Annotated in this window: 13 protein-coding genes, 1 other RNA gene and 1 pseudogene; 6 read left to right on the top strand and 9 right to left on the bottom strand. The window is 37.3% G+C overall.

Translation table 11 applies throughout. The features are described 5' to 3' along the window. Positions 1-82 precede the first annotated feature (82 nt). The 4 genes from lpxC to ligA all read left to right on the top strand — a co-directional run bounded on the left by lpxC (position 83) and on the right by ligA (position 5,971). On the top strand, positions 83-958 hold the full coding sequence (lpxC, locus tag HWV54_RS01390) for a UDP-3-O-acyl-N-acetylglucosamine deacetylase (RefSeq protein ID WP_005864922.1): 876 nt from the start codon (positions 83-85) through the stop codon (positions 956-958). 169 nt (positions 959-1,127) lie between these two features. Then, a complete protein-coding gene (locus HWV54_RS01385; protein ID WP_005864924.1) occupies positions 1,128-2,021 on the top strand; it encodes an outer membrane protein assembly factor BamD in 894 nt (297 codons plus the stop codon). A gap of 6 nt (positions 2,022-2,027) precedes the next feature. Continuing rightward, positions 2,028-3,689, top strand: coding sequence for a DNA repair protein RecN (recN, locus tag HWV54_RS01380; protein ID WP_005864926.1), 1,662 nt, complete (start codon positions 2,028-2,030; stop codon positions 3,687-3,689). Between the two features lie 122 nt (positions 3,690-3,811). After that, on the top strand, positions 3,812-5,971 hold the full coding sequence (gene ligA / locus HWV54_RS01375; protein ID WP_005864928.1) for an NAD-dependent DNA ligase LigA: 2,160 nt from the start codon (positions 3,812-3,814) through the stop codon (positions 5,969-5,971). A gap of 948 nt (positions 5,972-6,919) precedes the next feature. On the opposite strand, the gene HWV54_RS01370 is transcribed toward ligA, so the two are convergent. The 3 genes from HWV54_RS01370 to HWV54_RS01360 are packed head-to-tail and all read right to left on the bottom strand — an operon-like array spanning position 6,920 to position 10,245. Beyond that, positions 6,920-8,746, bottom strand: a complete 1,827-nt coding sequence (locus HWV54_RS01370) for an aminopeptidase P family protein (protein ID WP_005864929.1) — start codon at positions 8,744-8,746, stop codon at positions 6,920-6,922. An 18-nt stretch (positions 8,747-8,764) separates the two neighbouring features. Beyond that, on the bottom strand, positions 8,765-9,634 hold the full coding sequence (locus HWV54_RS01365; protein WP_005864931.1) for a 50S ribosomal protein L11 methyltransferase: 870 nt from the start codon (positions 9,632-9,634) through the stop codon (positions 8,765-8,767). Positions 9,635-9,663: 29 nt separating this feature from the next. Next, positions 9,664-10,245, bottom strand: coding sequence for an SCO family protein (locus HWV54_RS01360; RefSeq protein ID WP_005864933.1), 582 nt, complete (start codon positions 10,243-10,245; stop codon positions 9,664-9,666). A 157-nt stretch (positions 10,246-10,402) separates the two neighbouring features. On the opposite strand from HWV54_RS01360, the pseudogene HWV54_RS01355 reads away from it, so the two are divergent. Further along, positions 10,403-10,999, top strand: a pseudogene (locus HWV54_RS01355) (DapH/DapD/GlmU-related protein); the annotation flags it as partial. A gap of 61 nt (positions 11,000-11,060) precedes the next feature. Here HWV54_RS01355 and HWV54_RS01350 read toward each other — a convergent pair. The 5 genes from HWV54_RS01350 to ssrA all read right to left on the bottom strand — a co-directional run bounded on the left by HWV54_RS01350 (position 11,061) and on the right by ssrA (position 15,040). Further along, the gene (locus HWV54_RS01350; protein WP_040296441.1) at positions 11,061-13,397 is read right to left on the bottom strand and encodes an ATP-dependent helicase; all 2,337 of its coding nucleotides are present in this window, start codon (positions 13,395-13,397) and stop codon (positions 11,061-11,063) included. Positions 13,398-13,519: 122 nt separating this feature from the next. After that, positions 13,520-13,771: a ribbon-helix-helix domain-containing protein gene (locus tag HWV54_RS01345; protein ID WP_005864939.1), complete on the bottom strand. Its 252-nt coding sequence runs from the start codon at positions 13,769-13,771 to the stop codon at positions 13,520-13,522. Between the two features lie 10 nt (positions 13,772-13,781). Continuing rightward, positions 13,782-13,964, bottom strand: a complete 183-nt coding sequence (locus tag HWV54_RS01340; RefSeq protein WP_005864941.1) for a DUF4169 family protein — start codon at positions 13,962-13,964, stop codon at positions 13,782-13,784. 12 nt (positions 13,965-13,976) lie between these two features. Then, a complete protein-coding gene (locus HWV54_RS01335) occupies positions 13,977-14,522 on the bottom strand; it encodes an SspB family protein (protein WP_005864943.1) in 546 nt (181 codons plus the stop codon). A 160-nt stretch (positions 14,523-14,682) separates the two neighbouring features. After that, positions 14,683-15,040: a transfer-messenger RNA gene (gene ssrA / locus HWV54_RS01330) on the bottom strand. Between the two features lie 98 nt (positions 15,041-15,138). On the opposite strand from ssrA, the gene HWV54_RS01325 reads away from it, so the two are divergent. Next, the gene (locus tag HWV54_RS01325; protein ID WP_005864944.1) at positions 15,139-15,444 is read left to right on the top strand and encodes a DUF2853 family protein; all 306 of its coding nucleotides are present in this window, start codon (positions 15,139-15,141) and stop codon (positions 15,442-15,444) included. 78 nt (positions 15,445-15,522) lie between these two features. Here the strand turns inward: HWV54_RS01325 and HWV54_RS01320 are convergent, their stop codons facing one another. Beyond that, on the bottom strand, positions 15,523-16,830 hold the full coding sequence (locus tag HWV54_RS01320; RefSeq protein ID WP_005864946.1) for an MFS family transporter: 1,308 nt from the start codon (positions 16,828-16,830) through the stop codon (positions 15,523-15,525). Positions 16,831-16,860: the final 30 nt, after the last annotated feature.

Here is a 16,860-nt window from a genome sequence, read left to right as displayed (position 1 = left end):
GGGTTTATTATTTGCTATGAATATAATTTTTATGGTTTTATAAATATTTTTAAAAAACATAAAAACCATTCAATGGGCTAACATGATAAAGCAGGTGCAAAAATATCAATCTACTCTGAAAAAAGCTGTGATATTTAAGGGTTATGGTGTTCACAGTGGGTGTTCGTCTGTAGTTAAGGTTTTTCCAGCTGATGTTGGACGTGGTATTGTTTTTAAGCATTGTGGATTAGACGGAAAAGAACAAATATTTCCAGCACATGCATCGCAAACAGGAGCAACTGAGCTATCAACAACGCTTGGGCATGGAGATGTAAAAATTGAAACAATTGAACATTTGATGGCTGCAATTGCTGCTTATAATTTAGATAATCTTGTTATTGAAGTATCAAATAGAGAGATACCTATTTTGGATGGTTCTGCTTGGCAGTATTGTCAAGCTTTTGAAGAAGTTGGCATTTTACAGCAGAATGCTTTACGTTCTTATTTCATTATAAAAAAGCCACTGCGGGTTGAAAGTACTAGTGGCGCTGCGGAGTTTTTGCCATTTGATGGGCGTTGTTTTGATATAACAATCTCTTTTCCTTCTGCTGCTATTGGTAAACAACATTTCTATTTTGATCTTACCACAAAGGGGTTTCGAGACGATTTATCACGTGCACGTACTTTTGGTTTTGTGAAAGATGTAGAAAAATTATGGATTTCTGGGAAAGGGATAGGTGCTTCTTTAGAAAATTCCCTTATTATCGGACTTAATGACAAAATCATGAATCCAGATGGTCCTTATTGGAAGAATGAATGTGTTCGGCATAAAATGCTTGATGCAATTGGTGATACTGCGTTGCTTGGAGCACCTTTTATTGGATTATTCCGTTCCTATTGTAGTGGGCATAAAATTAATTTGCAGTTGGTGAAAGCCATTTTAGCAGACAAATCGTGTTACGAAGAAAGCTGTTTATAGGTAGGATGAAAAAAATTGAAAAGATTTTTTAGGAGTTTGTTTGATTTTTAAGGGGATGATTAATCTTAAATCACTAAATTGGTTAGTGGATTTTAATGTGATATGGTATAAAAACTTTTAATAAATAATTTTTGCTACAAGGTGATATTCTCTGGAGGCCACAGGAACTATGACAAAATCTCGTGTATGTATTGAAAATATGGCATATAGAAAATCTAACATTGTACGCAAGATATTGGGGGTGATGCTTTTGGGGAGCACATGCATGTTAGCGGGTTGTTTGTTTGAAGAAAAAAACACCCTTGGTCCATCTGCATATGTTTTAAAAATGGATCCACCAGATATTTTATATAATCAGGCACTTGCTAACCTTAATAATGGGCGGCTTGCAGAGGCATCGAAAAAATTTCTTACGATTGAAAAGCAGTATGCTTATACGGATTGGGGTCGTAAATCTTTAGTAATGGGTGCTTTTACAAATTATCGGCTTGGCAAATATGATGATTCAATTAATATGGCTCAGCGCTATATTACTCTTTATCCAGGGGCAGATGATTCTGCTTATGCTTATTATATTATTGGTCTTTCTTCTTTCCGTCGGATTCCTGATGTTACGCGGGATCAACGTGATACAAAACGTGCTATTGCTGCTATGCAGCTTCTCGTGGAGCGTTATCCAAATTCTGAATATGTTAAAGATGCTAAAGATAAAATACGTTTTGGAAGAGAACAGTTGGCTGGTAAAGAGATGCAAGTTGGCCGTTATTATGAAGAAGGACGGCGTTATCTTGCTGCGAGTAGAAGATTTCGTACAGTGGTTGAAGAGTATTCCGATACAAATCAAATTGAAGAGGCACTTTTTCGCTTGACAGAAGTTAATCTTGCTCTTGGCTTAACAGCTGAAGCGCAGACAGCAGCAGCTATTTTAGGACGTAATTATCCCAAAAGTGAATGGTATAAATTTTCTTATAATCTATTGAAAAAGAATAGCATATCACCGCAGGAGCATAAATCTTCTTGGATCTCACATGCTTTAAGTGGTGATAAGAATAAGGTACGTTGATTTTTTATGCTGGTACAGCTTTCGATTCATAATATTGTTTTGATCGAAACGCTCGATGTTCATTTTACAGCAGGGTTATCAGTTTTAACTGGTGAAACAGGTGCTGGAAAGTCTATTTTACTTGATGCTTTATCATTGGCTCTTGGTGGGCGGGGTGATGCTTCGCTTGTACGTCATGGTGCTATGCAAGGGCAAGTGACAGCTGTTTTTGATGTGCCTGTTGCACATCCTGTGCGTCAGCTTATCCGTGAGAATGGTTTCGATGATGAAGGTGATATTATTTTACGGCGCGTGCAATCAAGTGATGGGCGTAGCCGTGTTTTTATCAATGATCAGGTAGCTAGTGTTGCATTGATGCGTAGTGTTGGTCGGATGTTGGTTGAAATCCACGGGCAGCATGATGATCGTGCACTTGTTGATGTTGCAACACATCGCCAGTTATTAGATGCCTTTGGGGGGTTTGAGGATGAAACGGAGAATTTACGTCAGTGCTATCAGATATGGCGTGAATTTGAAGAGCGTCTACAACAACAGCGTATAAAAGTAGAAAATGCTGTGTGTGAGGCTGATTATCTTCGTGCATGTGTGGAAGAGCTTGAAAAGCTTGATTTTCAGGTTGGTGAAGAAGAGGCTCTTTCTCTTCGTCGTGCAGATATGCTTAGATTAGAAAAAATAGCGGTAGATATTAAAGAAGCTGATGATCTTTTAAATGGTCAAAAGTCGCCAATTCCGATCCTTTCCAATTTGGTAAGGCGTTTAGAGAGAAAAATTCCTGAAGTGCAAGAACTTATTGCCCCTGTGGTGAAATCTATTGATGATGCATTGTATGCACTTGCAACAGCGCAAGAAGGAATTGAGATGGCAATGCAAGCATTGGATTTTGATACCTGTGAATTGGAACGGATCGAAGAACGCCTTTTTGCTCTTCGTGGTTTTGCTCGTAAATACAATGTTCCTGCAGATGAATTGGTTCAGTTATACGATAAAATGGGTGCTAAACTTTCTGATTTTGAGGAGGCTCAGAGCACACTAACACGTTTTGAAAATGAGGCAGAGCAAGCACAGAGAAATTATGATACATTAGCGCAAGCGTTATCAATAAAGCGTCGAGAAGCAGCAAAGAAGTTGTCTGAAAGCGTTATGGCTGAGTTACCAGCATTGAAATTGGAAAAAGCAGAATTTATCGTTGAAATACAAACTGATGTTGAAAGACGAGGTGCGGAAGGGATAGACCGCATTGAATATTGGGTTCGGACAAATCCTGGAACACACGCTGGGCCAATGTTGAGTGTTGCTTCGGGTGGAGAGTTATCTCGTTTTTTATTGGCATTAAAGGTTGTTTTGTCTGATCGTGGATCAGCTCCCACACTGATTTTTGATGAAATTGATACAGGGGTTGGTGGAGCTATTGCAGCTGCCATTGGAAAACGGTTGCGGCATTTGTCGGAAAGGGTTCAGGTTTTTGCTATTACACATGCACCGCAGGTAGCATCGAAAGCGCACAGTCATTTTCTTATTTCAAAGGTTGAGAGTAATGATAAAAGCTGCTTTGTTACTGCTATTCATAAAATGGAAGAACATGAGCGTGCAGAAGAAATTGCTCGCATGTTAGCAGGAGAACAGATTACTGAAGAGGCGCGTGCCGCTGCTCAAAAGCTTCTCGTATAAAGATAATTGATTAAACGATAAAAATATCGCTTATCTTACAGATAGGCATTATTCATTTGGATTCTATTTGTAATAAAAGTTAAGATTCTTATGGCTATAGTCCATAATTTGGAATAGATTTTATGAATAAGGATAAAATTAAAAACCTCACTGCTTTTGAGGCAGAAAGTGAATTAGAGTGGTTAGCAAAAGAGATTGCACGTCATGATGTGCTTTATAATTGTAATGACCAACCTGAAATTTCTGATGCTGAATATGATGCTCTTCGTAAACGTAATGCAGAAATTGAAGCTCTCTTTCCTGAACTCATTCGTGCCGATTCGCCTTCACATAAAATTGGAGCACCAGTTTCCGAAAAGTTTGAAAAATCTGTTCATGTACAGCCGATGCTTTCACTTGATAACGCCTTTAATTCTGAAGATGTTAGTGAGTTTGTGGAGCGTGTTCGTCGTTTTTTGCGGCTGCCAGCAGCACAAGTATTAGAAATAACAGCTGAACCGAAGATTGATGGTTTATCTTTATCTTTGCGCTATGAAAAAGGAAGGCTTGTATGTGCAGCAACACGAGGTGATGGGTATATAGGTGAAAATGTTACAGCGAATGCACAAACAATTTCTGATATTCCAAAAGTCTTGCAGAGTAATTTTCCTGATATTATTGAGGTTCGCGGTGAAGTTTACATGGGGAGGGAGGATTTTCAAGCGCTTAATATGAAACAACAGAGTGAGGGAAAATTCGCTTTTGCTAATCCTAGAAATGCTGCAGCTGGTTCTTTACGTCAGCTCGATTCACGGGTAACGGCAAGTAGAAAACTTAAATTTTTTGCTTATGCTTGGGGTGAAGTAAGTGAAATGCCAGCAGTGGACCAAATGGGAATGATGAAAAAGCTAAAAGAATATGGCTTTGTTATCAATCCATTCACAAAAGTTTTTCAGACAGTGAAAGAAATTATTTCATATTATCATGATATCGAAGAACTGCGCCATTCTTTAAGTTATGATATTGATGGGATTGTTTATAAGGTTAATGATTTAAAGTTCCAAATGCGATTGGGGTTTGTATCTCGTTCACCACGTTGGGCAATTGCGCATAAATTTCCAGCAGAAAAAGCTATGGCTCTTTTGGAAGGCATTGATATTCAAGTAGGACGAACTGGAGCTTTAACCCCTGTTGCGCGCCTTAAACCTATTACTGTTGGGGGGGTAGTGATTACCAATGCAAGTTTGCATAATGAGGATTATATTAAAGGAATTGGCCATAAAGGAGAGTTAATTCGTGAAGGGCGTGATATCCGTGTAGGCGATACCGTGATTGTCCAACGTGCGGGTGACGTTATTCCTCAAATCGTTGATATTGTTGCTGAAAAGCGTCCAAAAGACTCTTCTGCTTTTGTTTTTCCTCATCTATGTCCAGCTTGTGGGAGTCATGCTGTTCGTGAAGTAGGTGAAGCTGTGCGTCGATGTACAGGTGGGCTTATTTGTCCCTCACAAGCGATTGAGCGTATTCGTCATTTTGTTTCGCGTAATGCCTTTGATATTGAGGGACTTGGGAAAAAACAGGTGGAATTTTTTTTTCATGTTCAAGACAAGACTCTTTGTATTAACACACCAGCCGATATCTTTACTTTACAACGTCGCCAAGAAAAATCTTTGACGCGCTTAGAAAATATGGAAGGTTTTGGTGCTATTTCAGTTCGTAAACTTTATGATGCCATTAATGCGCGCCGAAAAATTTCTTTAAGTCGTTTTTTATTTGCATTAGGAATTCGTCATGTGGGGGAAGTAAATGCACGACGTCTTGCACATGCTTATCAAAATTATACGGCTTTTGAGACAGCGGCGATAGCAGCTACCATGCCATGTGTTAAGGCAGGTAAAGAAGGCAATGAGGCTTGGATGGAGCTCATCAATATTGAAGGAATTGGACCACAGGTAGGGAGCGCAATTATTGATTTTTATAAGGAAGCGCATAACCGTGAGGTTTTGGCTGTTTTGCTTGAAGAAGTGACTCCTTTTGATGAAAAACCTATAATAACAGCATCTTCATCGATAGCAGGAAAAATCATTGTTTTTACAGGAACTTTGGTACGTATGTCACGTGATGAAGCAAAAGCATTGGCAGAACGGTTAGGGGCAAAAACTTCCGGTTCACTTTCTAAAAAAACAGATCTCCTTGTTGCAGGAGCTGGAGCAGGATCGAAGTTAACTAAAGCACAAGAGTTAGGCGTTGAAGTTATCGATGAAGAGACTTGGCTACAGTTGATTGAAGGACATTATGTTTAGGGAAGATTTTTTCAAGTATGACGAATTTACCTATTTGCTGTTCTTCATTAGGTACGATTTATTGATATTAAGAGTTATATATAACCCTATGAAATCTTATAATTATCTTTAGTGTCGTAAAATATTGTTCTTTAGAATGCTGATATAATGAAAGGATTTTTGCTTTTGTTGCTAAAGAGAAAGATTCTGTTTTAATATTTAGTTTTTTAATTTTGAGGGACTTTTTTCTGCTGTCGATAAAGAAGAAAACTCATCACAAATGTAATTAAATTGCTTCCACTTTATTGCGAAAAAATGGATATATTATTTACATCTTTAAAATTTAAAGAAGTAATAGAGTAGAAGACTATCAACGAAGCCTTGTTAGAAGTTTTTTTTGATAGATTCCTTTTATTGAAAATGATTTCGTATATGTGCTATTGATAATAGTATACGAAAAAAGGTTTAACAAAGTTTATTTTTTGGGCACCAACAACCTACCATGTACTTTAAATATTTATTAAGTGTTAAAAACGATTAACATTGAACCTAATATTGTACTTTATCGGCTATTACGAAGAATATATAAATTCTATTATCAGAAAAAATATAGATTATCACTTTGAAGCGAACTGAAAAGGTGAAAATTGTGAATCTATATGCAGAAATTCAAATCCAGGATACCATAATAAACTGATTGTAATAAATATGATATAATGGAGATTATGCTAAGAATTATAATGAAAGTTTCTATTATAGCAGAATAAGGGAATATAATCGTTTGGAGATGGTGGAGGATAAAGTAGCAAAATAAGCATTATCATTTTCCACTTGGGCTAGCGTTTATCATACTAGAAGTTATTTTGTAGAAATATTCTGTGTATTTTCTGATGGAAAATGTACATTTTTTCTTAAAAAGAGAAAGTGCGTTGTTTTGTAAGAAGAGTAGAAGATATTGTGCTTCTTCATTTAAAGAGGCCTTGTTGCTTCTTTTGCCCATTTTTTATCTTCTTCATTTAAGTAAGGTGCATTAATCTGATAAACACGTGCATGGTAATCATTTAGCCATTGTCGTTCTGGTAGTGTTAAAAGCTCTGGTAGAATTAATCTTCGATCAATGGGACAATTTGTAAGTGTTTCAAACGAAAGCATTTCTATATCTCCACCATTAATTTTTTGTGCTGGTCTTACAATGAGTAAATTTTCAATACGAATGCCAAAAGCTCTTTCACGGTAATATCCAGGTTCATTAGAAATAATCATTCCAGGAATCAGTTCTTGGCTACCATTGCGTGAAAGATTTTGTGGTCCTTCATGAACAGAGAGATAAGATCCAACACCATGACCAGTACCATGGGCATAGTCAAAGCCAGCCTTCCATAATGCAATGCGTGCTAGAATATCAATGTCTTGTCCGCGTGTGCCTTTGGGAAATCGTGCAGTTGAAAGAGCAATTACACCTTTGAGAACAAGAGTAAAACAGCGTTTTTCTTCCTCTCCAATATTTCCAATTGCCACTGTGCGTGTGACATCTGTGGTGCCATTACGATATTGTCCACCTGAATCAACAAGATAAAGTTCACCTGCATTCAGAAGTTTATTTGTTTCAGTGGTTACCCTATAATGAACAATTGCGCCATTTGCGCCTGCTGCTGAGATTGTGTCAAAAGACAGATCTTCAAGTTTTTCTCCCATTTCTTTTGCTGTCTTTATACGAAATTCTTCTAATTTTTGGGCAGAAGTAATTTCACTTATTGTGCCTGGTATTTGTGTATCTAACCAAGAAAAAAACCGGGTAAGTGCTACGCCATCGCACAGATGTGCTTTACGTGCACCGTCTAGTTCTGTGCTATTTTTAATAGCACGCGGTAGAGCAACAGGGTTGGTAAGTGTGATGAAAGATTTTCTATCTTCTTCAATAACAATGCGTAATTTTTCGCATGTTAACTGTGGATCTAAGGCAAAAATCATTCCTTTTCGGATGTAATCTCTGATCTTTGGGATAAACTGCTCAGGTTCATATAACTTTGCATAATGTTCCAGATATTCTTTCTGTTCTAGACCCAATTTTTCGCTGTTAATAAATAATGCGGGTGTTTCTTTGATGGGGGTAAGAGCAAAACAAAGGGTAAAAGGAGTGTTGGGAACATCATTCCCACGTATATTGAATATCCATGCAATAGAGGAAGGGTCTGTAAAAATAAAAGCATCTGCATTGGCTTGCTTGATATTTTGGTGAATCAAGGTCAGCTTTTCATCAGGGTTGCATCCTGCATATTTGAGAGGATGAATCGATAAGGCAGATTGAGGGGGTTTCGGTTGATCATGCCAAATAAGATCAATAGGATTTTGTTGAACCGCTATAAGTTTTCCACCTATTTTTATTTCTAATGTTTTTTTCAATATATCTATAGCAGTGATAGTATGAAGCCATGGATCAAAGCCAATAGAAAGTTTTTTCCCATTTTTTTCAAGCCATTGTGAGGGTGGGCAAGTTATGAGATCTTCGTAATCAAAAATATAAGGATCAGTTTGTTGGCGAACTTGAAGTTTATAGCGTCCATCTGTAAATATAATAGCTTTATTTTTTAAAATGAGTGCAATACCCGATGATCCAGTGAAGCCAGTGAGCCAGCTAAGACGTTGAGCATTCGGGGGAATATACTCTCCTTGATGTTCATCAGCACGTGGAACAAGAAAGCCATCTAGTCTTAGGTGATCGAGTTTTTTACGAAGAGAGGAAATGCGTTCTACAGCATAGGTTGGATTTGTTGTTGCCTCAAAGGATTGATACATAACAACGTCCTTTTCAATTTATTTAAGATGTATCGTAACCCATCCTTGACGGTGATATGTTTCAATATGTTTGAGACCCTGCTTTACATAAGCCTCCAGTACGTGAGTGTGTTGTTCTTCAAGAATTCCAGATAATATAAGTGATCCACCTTTTTGGAGTGCTTGTACCATTTCTTGTGCAAGTTCAATGAGCGGATTGGCAAGAACATTGGCAATGATGAGATCAAAAGGAGCACGTGAAGCGATTTCATCATGGGTAAAACCTGTTGCTGTAATAGCTGTAACATATTTTTTTACACCATTAAGTTCGATATTGTGTTGTGCAACTTTGGTTGCAATTGGATCAATATCAGACGCAAGTATAGAAATGGGTTTGAGCATTGCTATGCCAATGGCTAATACTCCACTGCCGGTACCAAGATCAAAAGCATTTTGGGGATTTTCATTTTGCATTACTTTGGCAATCATTTCCAAACAACCAGCTGTTGTTCCATGGTGGCCTGTTCCAAAAGCTTGATTAGCTTCAATTTCAATAGGTAAAACATTGGGTGGAATATCACCTCTATTATGGCTTCCATGTAATAAAAAAGGACCAGAACGTACAGGTGTAAGTCCTTTAAGGCTATGTTTAACCCAATCAATATTTGGTAAAATTTCACAATTAATTTTATCAGGATCTATAGAAAGGATTTTTGCAAAACGTTCTGAAACATCCTCCTGATTTTCTTTATCTATATAAAGTGAAAGTTCATACAAGGAATTTTTTTCGTTTATCTCAACAAGAGCAAGAGGATATCCTTCTTCATCAAAAGTTGTTTCCATAAGAGTATAAAACTGTTCTGCTTCGTTTTTAAAGGCATTATAATACAGACGAATTTGCTGTGACATTCTGTTCTTTCTTTTAGCTAGCTTTTTATTTAGTCCAAGATGAGTTTTTTTAGCCGTTCAATGGCGATATTGTCTCTTAACTCAGTGTCGATCTCGTTTGTTTCATAAGGAATAACACCGGATAGTTTGCCGCCTTTTTTTAGTAAAAAAATTGCTGCTGTGTGATTATAAGTGTAGTTTCCATCTCTTCCTGGTACTTTTTCAGCAACGATGTTAAAGGAGTTTACCATTTTATGAACTTTTTCAGGATCTCCACTGATACCGATAATTTGATTGTTAAAATTACTGAGATAATCATGGAGTATTTCGGGTGTGTCACGTTCAGGATCAACGGTGACAAACCATATTCCTAATTTATCGGCATTTGGGCCGAGTGCTGTAAGCCATCGATCAAGATTGATCAGTGTGGTAGGACAGCTTTCAGGACACATGGTAAAGCCGAAAAAAATTACTGAAGGCTTGCTTCGAATATCCGCTTCAGTGATAGTTTTGCCATTAGAATCAGTGAGTATAAAATTCTCACCTAAAGGCTTATTTTTTAATGTGTCATAAATAAAAATGCCTACAAGAAATATGATCGTTAGCCCCAATATGCGTGTTACATTTTTCATAATTTAACTTTCTTAGATAGATCGGAAAATTGTAACACCGGCTAGTTGGCTTTGCAATCTCTGTTTCATGATTGATTTTATTCATTTTGTGGTATACTTTTCTGTTTTTGTGGAAAAATAATTAGGTGAAAGAGAATGAGTACACAAATTTCGTGCTTGCGAACCTCGTATTAATCCAGCTGCACAATTATATGATTGTAAATTGGGAAGCTATGTAGAAATTAAAGAACGAGTGATTTTGTGTGATGTAACAATTGGGGATTTTTCTTATTTTCAGCATAACTGTGAGGCTATTTATAGCGATATTGGGCGATTTTGTTCTATTGCATCTCATGTGTCTTTGAGTGTGTTAGAACATCCCATAGAACGTATTTCAACACATAAAATAACATATCGTCCTAACCAATATTTCCGCTATATGGAGTCAGATAGTTCTTTTCGCAAAAGATGTCGTACAAAACGTGTTACCATTGGGCATGATGTATGGATTGGACATGGTGCGGTTATTCTGCCTGGAGTGACAGTTGGACATGGTGCAATTATTGGTGCGAGCATTGTTGTAACGAAAGATGTTATGCCTTATACGATCGTCGCTGGTGTTCCTGCTAAGCAATTGCGGATGCGTTTTTCTGATAAAGTGATTCAGACACTTTTGGAGATGGTGTGGTGGAATTGGCCGCTTGATAAAATTCATAATGCACTACCTGATATGCAAAATTTGTCAATCGAAGCTTTTATTTACAAATGGAAATAACATTTAAAATAAAATGGAAAATAATTCTTAGGAGTAAAAAGGTGTTTTCATGTGACTTCTGTTAAACTTTGCTTACAAAATTATCAAGGACTCGCTTTTCTCCAGCTTTCTCAAACATAATAGTTAATTTATGATTATCTATCTCTGTGATCTGACCATAACCGAATTTTATATGAAAGATCCGATCATTAATTGAAAAATCTTGGGTTGTTTCAGAGAGTGATTGGGTTATGATTTTTTCTTTAATACTTTTTTGTGCACGTTTTTGTTCTGGTGTAGCATAATCATTATAAAAGGGATTGTGAGGTTTCAAGGAAGACTTTCCATAACCACCGTAAGATGTTCGCATTTCTATAGCTTCTACATGCTCTTCTGGTAATTCATCCAAAAAACGAGAAGGAAGTGCAGATTGCCAAAGTCCGTGAATTTTTCGATTGGATACAAACCATATATGTAAATATTTTTTTGCTCTTGTCAGTCCTACATAAGCTAGTCGACGTTCTTCCTCTAATCCTAAACGACCTCCTTCATCCAATGAGCGTTGGTGAGGAAAGAGACCTTCTTCCCAACCAGGAAGAAAAACTGTTTCAAATTCAAGCCCTTTGGCTGAATGAAGAGTCATAATATTGATTGCATCAGTGTTTTCGTTGCTTTCAGCATCCATAATCAGTGCAACATGTTCTAGAAAGCTGTTAAGGCTTTCAAATTGCTCCATAGAACGGATCATTTCTTTAAGATTTTCTAATCGTGTTGCTGCTTCAGGTGAACGATCTTCTAACCACATAGCTGTGTAGCCTGAATCATCAAGAATTGTTTCGGCAAGTTCTTTATGGGGAGTGCATTGCAGCATATTTTGCCAACGGCGAAAGTTTTCAATAACACTTCGCAAAGCACTGCGTGCTTTGGGTTTTAACTCATCTGTTTCAATTATTGCTGCAGCAGCAGAAAAGAGAGGAATAGCACGTGCACGTGCACTCTCATAAAGGGTGCGTAGAGTTGCATCTCCTAAGCCGCGTTTAGGTGTATTGATAATACGTTCAAAGGCTAGGTCATCTGCTGGTTGGACAACAACGCGCAAATAAGCCATGGCATCACGTATTTCCATTCGTTCATAAAAGCGTGGACCGCCAATAACACGGTAATTGAGTCCAAGTGTTACAAAACAATCTTCAAATTCACGCATTTGAAATGATGCACGCACCAATATAGCCATATGATTTAATGAATGACCTGCTTGTTGTGCACGTTCAATTTCTTCTCCAATTGCGCGCGCTTCCTCTTCGGAATCCCACGCTGTATGAATTTTTACTTTTTCTTCTTCGGTATTTATTTGATCAGAGAAAAGTATCTTTCCAAGTCTTCCTTGGTTGTGAGAAATGAGGTGAGAAGCAGTTTTGAGAATGTGTGATGTTGAACGATAATTGCGTTCTAAACGAATAATTTTTGCAGGAGGAAAATCTTTTTCAAAGCGCAATATATTGTCAACTTTAGCACCTCGCCACCCGTAAATAGACTGGTCGTCGTCACCAACACAACAAATGTTAATATCTTTCCCTTTAGACTGTTGTGCCAAAAGGCGAAGCCAAAGATATTGTGCTGTATTCGTATCTTGATATTCATCTACAAGAATATAGAGAAATTTGGAATGATATTCTTGAAGAATATCTGGATTATGTTGAAAGATAGAGATAGAATGCAGTAGCAGATCACCGAAATCGCAGGCGTTAAGGCTTTTTAATCTATCCTGATAGCTACGATAAAGTTCACGTCCCATGCCATTTCCAAAGGAATGGGCATCGCTTTCTGAAATGTGTTGTGGTGAAAGTCCTTGATTTTTCCAAGAATCAATTATTACGGCAAGGTTTCGTGCGGGCCAACGTTTATCATCCAAGCCTTTAGCTTGAATAAGCTGTTTTAAAAGCCGAGTAACATCATCATTATCAAGAATTGTAAAATTGCTTTTTAAATTAACAAGTTCTGCATGACGGCGCAAAATTTTTGCACCGATGGAATGAAAGGTTCCAAGCCAGGGCATGCCTTCAACAATTTCACCAATAAGTTCACCAATACGCATTTTCATTTCACGTGCTGCTTTATTGGTGAAAGTTACAGCAAGTATTTGCCTAGGAGAGGCGAGCCCGGAGCGCAAAATATGAGAAATACGTGTCGTCAAAACTCGTGTTTTTCCAGTACCAGCTCCTGCAAGAACTAACAGTGGCCCTTCAGTATTCATTACAGCTTGCCGCTGTTCGGGATTGAGTTGTTCCAAATAATCGATACCACATTGTGTTTGCTCTTTTATTGTTAAAGTATGGGTAGTCACCCCAGAGCTCTTTTTATTTTGGAGAGGGAGAGCATCTTCTTCAAAGAATGGTATGTGATCAGGAAAATTATTCATTATACCTTTTGTGTAGTCTTTTTTTGATCTGAGCGCTAGGTCTAAAAAACTTTTCTTCAATAAAGCCACAACACCTTTTGTTAAATAAGAAAACAGAGATCGTAAAAAATAAAAACAAAATATTAAACGCGTTGGATAAGAACGCTTTGAAGAGCATAAATGCGTAATGAAGTCGAGAGATTTACTTGTTGTGGTCTCTTGCTGTCAATATCAGAGATAATAAAAGCTAAAGATTGTCTTTTTTTGTGTGCTACGGCTTTGAGAATGTCTAAAAATGGCTGTTCTAAAGATATACTTGTTGCGTGTCCATTAATCCGAACCGATATTTTTTGCGGAACCATTTTTGACCAATTGATGGAATCATTTTCGTGCATTCTTCTACTCTTATTCGTCAAAGGATAAACGGTTTTGATCAAGAAACTTTTGTACCTTTAAAGCTTCTTTTTTCTCGAAAAGTTTTTCAGTTTTGGTTCTTCCAAAGCGATAGCGATTTTCTTCTGCATGAATAGTTTTTTCTACTCGCTTTTTTTGTTTTCGAAATTGGCGAAGGTTAATTGGTTCAGTCATAAGCAAATTTATTTATTTTTTCCGAAAAGAATCTAATGAGACAACATCAGCACTCTGTTTGGTATCATTGTTTGAAGGTTTCTTATTTGTACTGAGATTTTGTTCTTTTGAGAGCGTATTTTCTTTTTTTTGTTTATCCGATAAAATGATAGGTGTGGATAAGCTCTTTTCTGAATTTTCAATATCTTCAGAGATAAGATTTGAGGGTAGATCAAATGCTGCTTCAAATGATGCGACAGGATCATAAAATACTTGGATAGAAGCAAAAGGAATCACCAATTTTTCGCTAATTTCTCTAAAAGAGAGTGTTACTTCAAAAGCAGTTTCTGACACGCTTAAATCTCTAAACTGATGTTGTAATACAATTGTCATTTGTTCTGGATAACGGTTTTTAAGTCGAGTAGAAACTTTTACTCCTGGTGCATTTGTCAAAAAAGTAATAAAAAAATGGTGATTACCTGGAAGCCCTGCTTTGGCAACTTCTGATAAAACCTTACGGATAACTCCACGGAGCGCATCCTGAACGAGAATATCGTAACGGATTTGATCTTGAACCATCGAAGTTTATTCCTTTTATTTTACACAGTAGCTGAGCATAAATAATATCGTGTAATGAATTTTTTTTAAGGTAGCAATATTTTGTTTACAATGCACTTAATTAATTGAGAAAAACACAAAACTTTATGTCAAATAATGTCTAATCAATCAAATTTATAAGAGTGAAGGCTTCTGTTGCCAGGTGCCTTCGAACCCCGCTTAAACCTGCGACGGTTTAAGACTTAATTTGAAGCATTCACGCCGACTCAAGCGGCGAGACGTGCTTCCGCATAGTTGTCATTTGCAACTACTCATTTAGTCCGATAACGGTGGTACTATACCGAGTAAAAGAGCAATCTTTACACTCTTGTCGATCCTATTTCGCCCCCATCAAAATATAAATTTTTGTTTATTATATTTTGGTGGAGGCGCCGGGTACCGCCCCCGGGTCCAATGAGTTTATTTCATTGTCCATTTATTACCATAGCTGGCAAGCCAGCTCTTTAAATATAGATGAAGAACGGGCTTTGTAAAAGGGGGGGGGTTGTTAATATTTTAAATCCTCTAGTTATTTACGAAGCTATATGATGCGGTTGTAAAATACAGCTGCGAATTCTTGGAGAGGAGATGGCGCAGAATGATAAATGATTTAGCAGATATTAAATTATATGACCAAAATCCCGATGAAGTTGCAGTAGAACGGCTGAGGCAGCGTTTAGCTTTGGTGATGAAAAAAGAGGATGCATCCCTTGTTGCTACATCGGATCCAAAAGAATTAGAACGCGTTGAAAAATGGGTTCAAGATGTATTAGGTGCTGATGAACAGGGTGCTAAAGCAGCTGTTTCAAAAGTTGCAGAGATGATGTCTGGAGATCGCAGAAAAAGTCGTGTAACCTTTTATTATTTGTTGGCCAAGCAATTAAATGCGCTTCATAAAATTTAAGCAGTATTAAACAAGAATTCTTATGCAATAATGATAAAAAGGCCCAATTTCTTGGGCTTTTTCATTTCGTGTAGGAAGTTAACAGGTTTCGCTGTCTTGGAGATATCCTCCTTTACTCATATCCGGTACAAAGAGAAGTGCGATGAAGGTAATGATCATCACACCGGTTATGTAGAAATAAAAGATAGATTCATGTCCCATATTTTTTAAACCAAGTGCTACGTATTCAGCAGAGCCACCAAATAATGCATTGCCTATAGCATGAGAAAGGCTAACTCCTAGTGCCCGCACTGAAGCAGGAAACATTGCTGATTTTACAACACCAGAGATAGATGTATACATGCTCATAATGCAGAGCATTCCAATAATGAGTAATAAGGCAACCCAAGGATTCTGCGTGTTACCTATTATGCTAAGCCCAGGAAATGTAAAGAGTGTAGCGAGTATACTCCAAATGATGAGTAAAGTTTTTGTTCCAATTTTGTCGGCTAGAAAACCAGCTATGGGCTGAAATAGTATGAAAATAAAGAGTGCAGCAGTCATTATTGTTGTAGCAGTGTGTTTATCAAATCCAGTCGTTGTAATTAGATATTTTTGCATGTAAGTTGTACAGGTATAAAATGTGAGAGATCCTCCTGATGCAAAAACAGTAATTACAAGAAAGGCTTTTTTGTGTTTGGTGAGAAGTTCTTTAATACTCCCAGTTTGTACTTTAGCACGGTTTTCTTTTGTTGTTGTTTCATGGAGCGAACGACGCAAATAAATCGCAACCAATGCTCCTAATCCACCAATCATAAAAGGAATACGCCAGCCCCATGATTTTAACTGTTCTTCAGTGAGGTAAAGTGCTAAAATGAATATAATAAAACTGGCAAGAAGTTGTCCGGTAATAAGTGTGGCAGATTGAAAAGAAGCAAAGAAACCACGATGTTTTTTGAGTGCAACTTCACTTATATACGTTGCTGCCGTACCATATTCACCACCCGCTGAAAGTCCTTGCATCATTCGGATTAAAAGAAGAAGGAATGTTGCTGTTATTCCAATAGTTTTGTAGGTAGGAAGTATGGCGATGAGCAAAGAACCACCACACATCACCAAAATAGAAAAGAGCATTGAGCGTTTGCGGCCATAACGATCAGCAATAGATCCGAAAATCCACCCTCCGATTGGACGCATAAGAAAGCCAATAAAAAAGATTCCTGCGGTTTTTAAAAGTTGTGTAACGACATCATCATCTGCAGGAAAGAATTGCGAAGCAAAATAAATCGACGTAAATGAGTAAGCATAAAAATCATACCATACTACTAGGTTCCCTGATGCACTGGATATAATAGCAAGGAGACGTTTCCTTGTATCATCTGGTTTTAAAATTTTTTTGCTTTTCATGAAATATTCCCCCTTTAAATCTATAATTTA

Source organism: Bartonella alsatica (genome assembly GCF_013388295.1).
In the GTDB taxonomy this organism is placed as follows: Bacteria; Pseudomonadota; Alphaproteobacteria; order Rhizobiales; family Rhizobiaceae; genus Bartonella; species Bartonella alsatica.
Note: the sequence above shows the minus strand (reverse complement) of the source record. Positions and strands in the feature narration are given on the sequence as shown.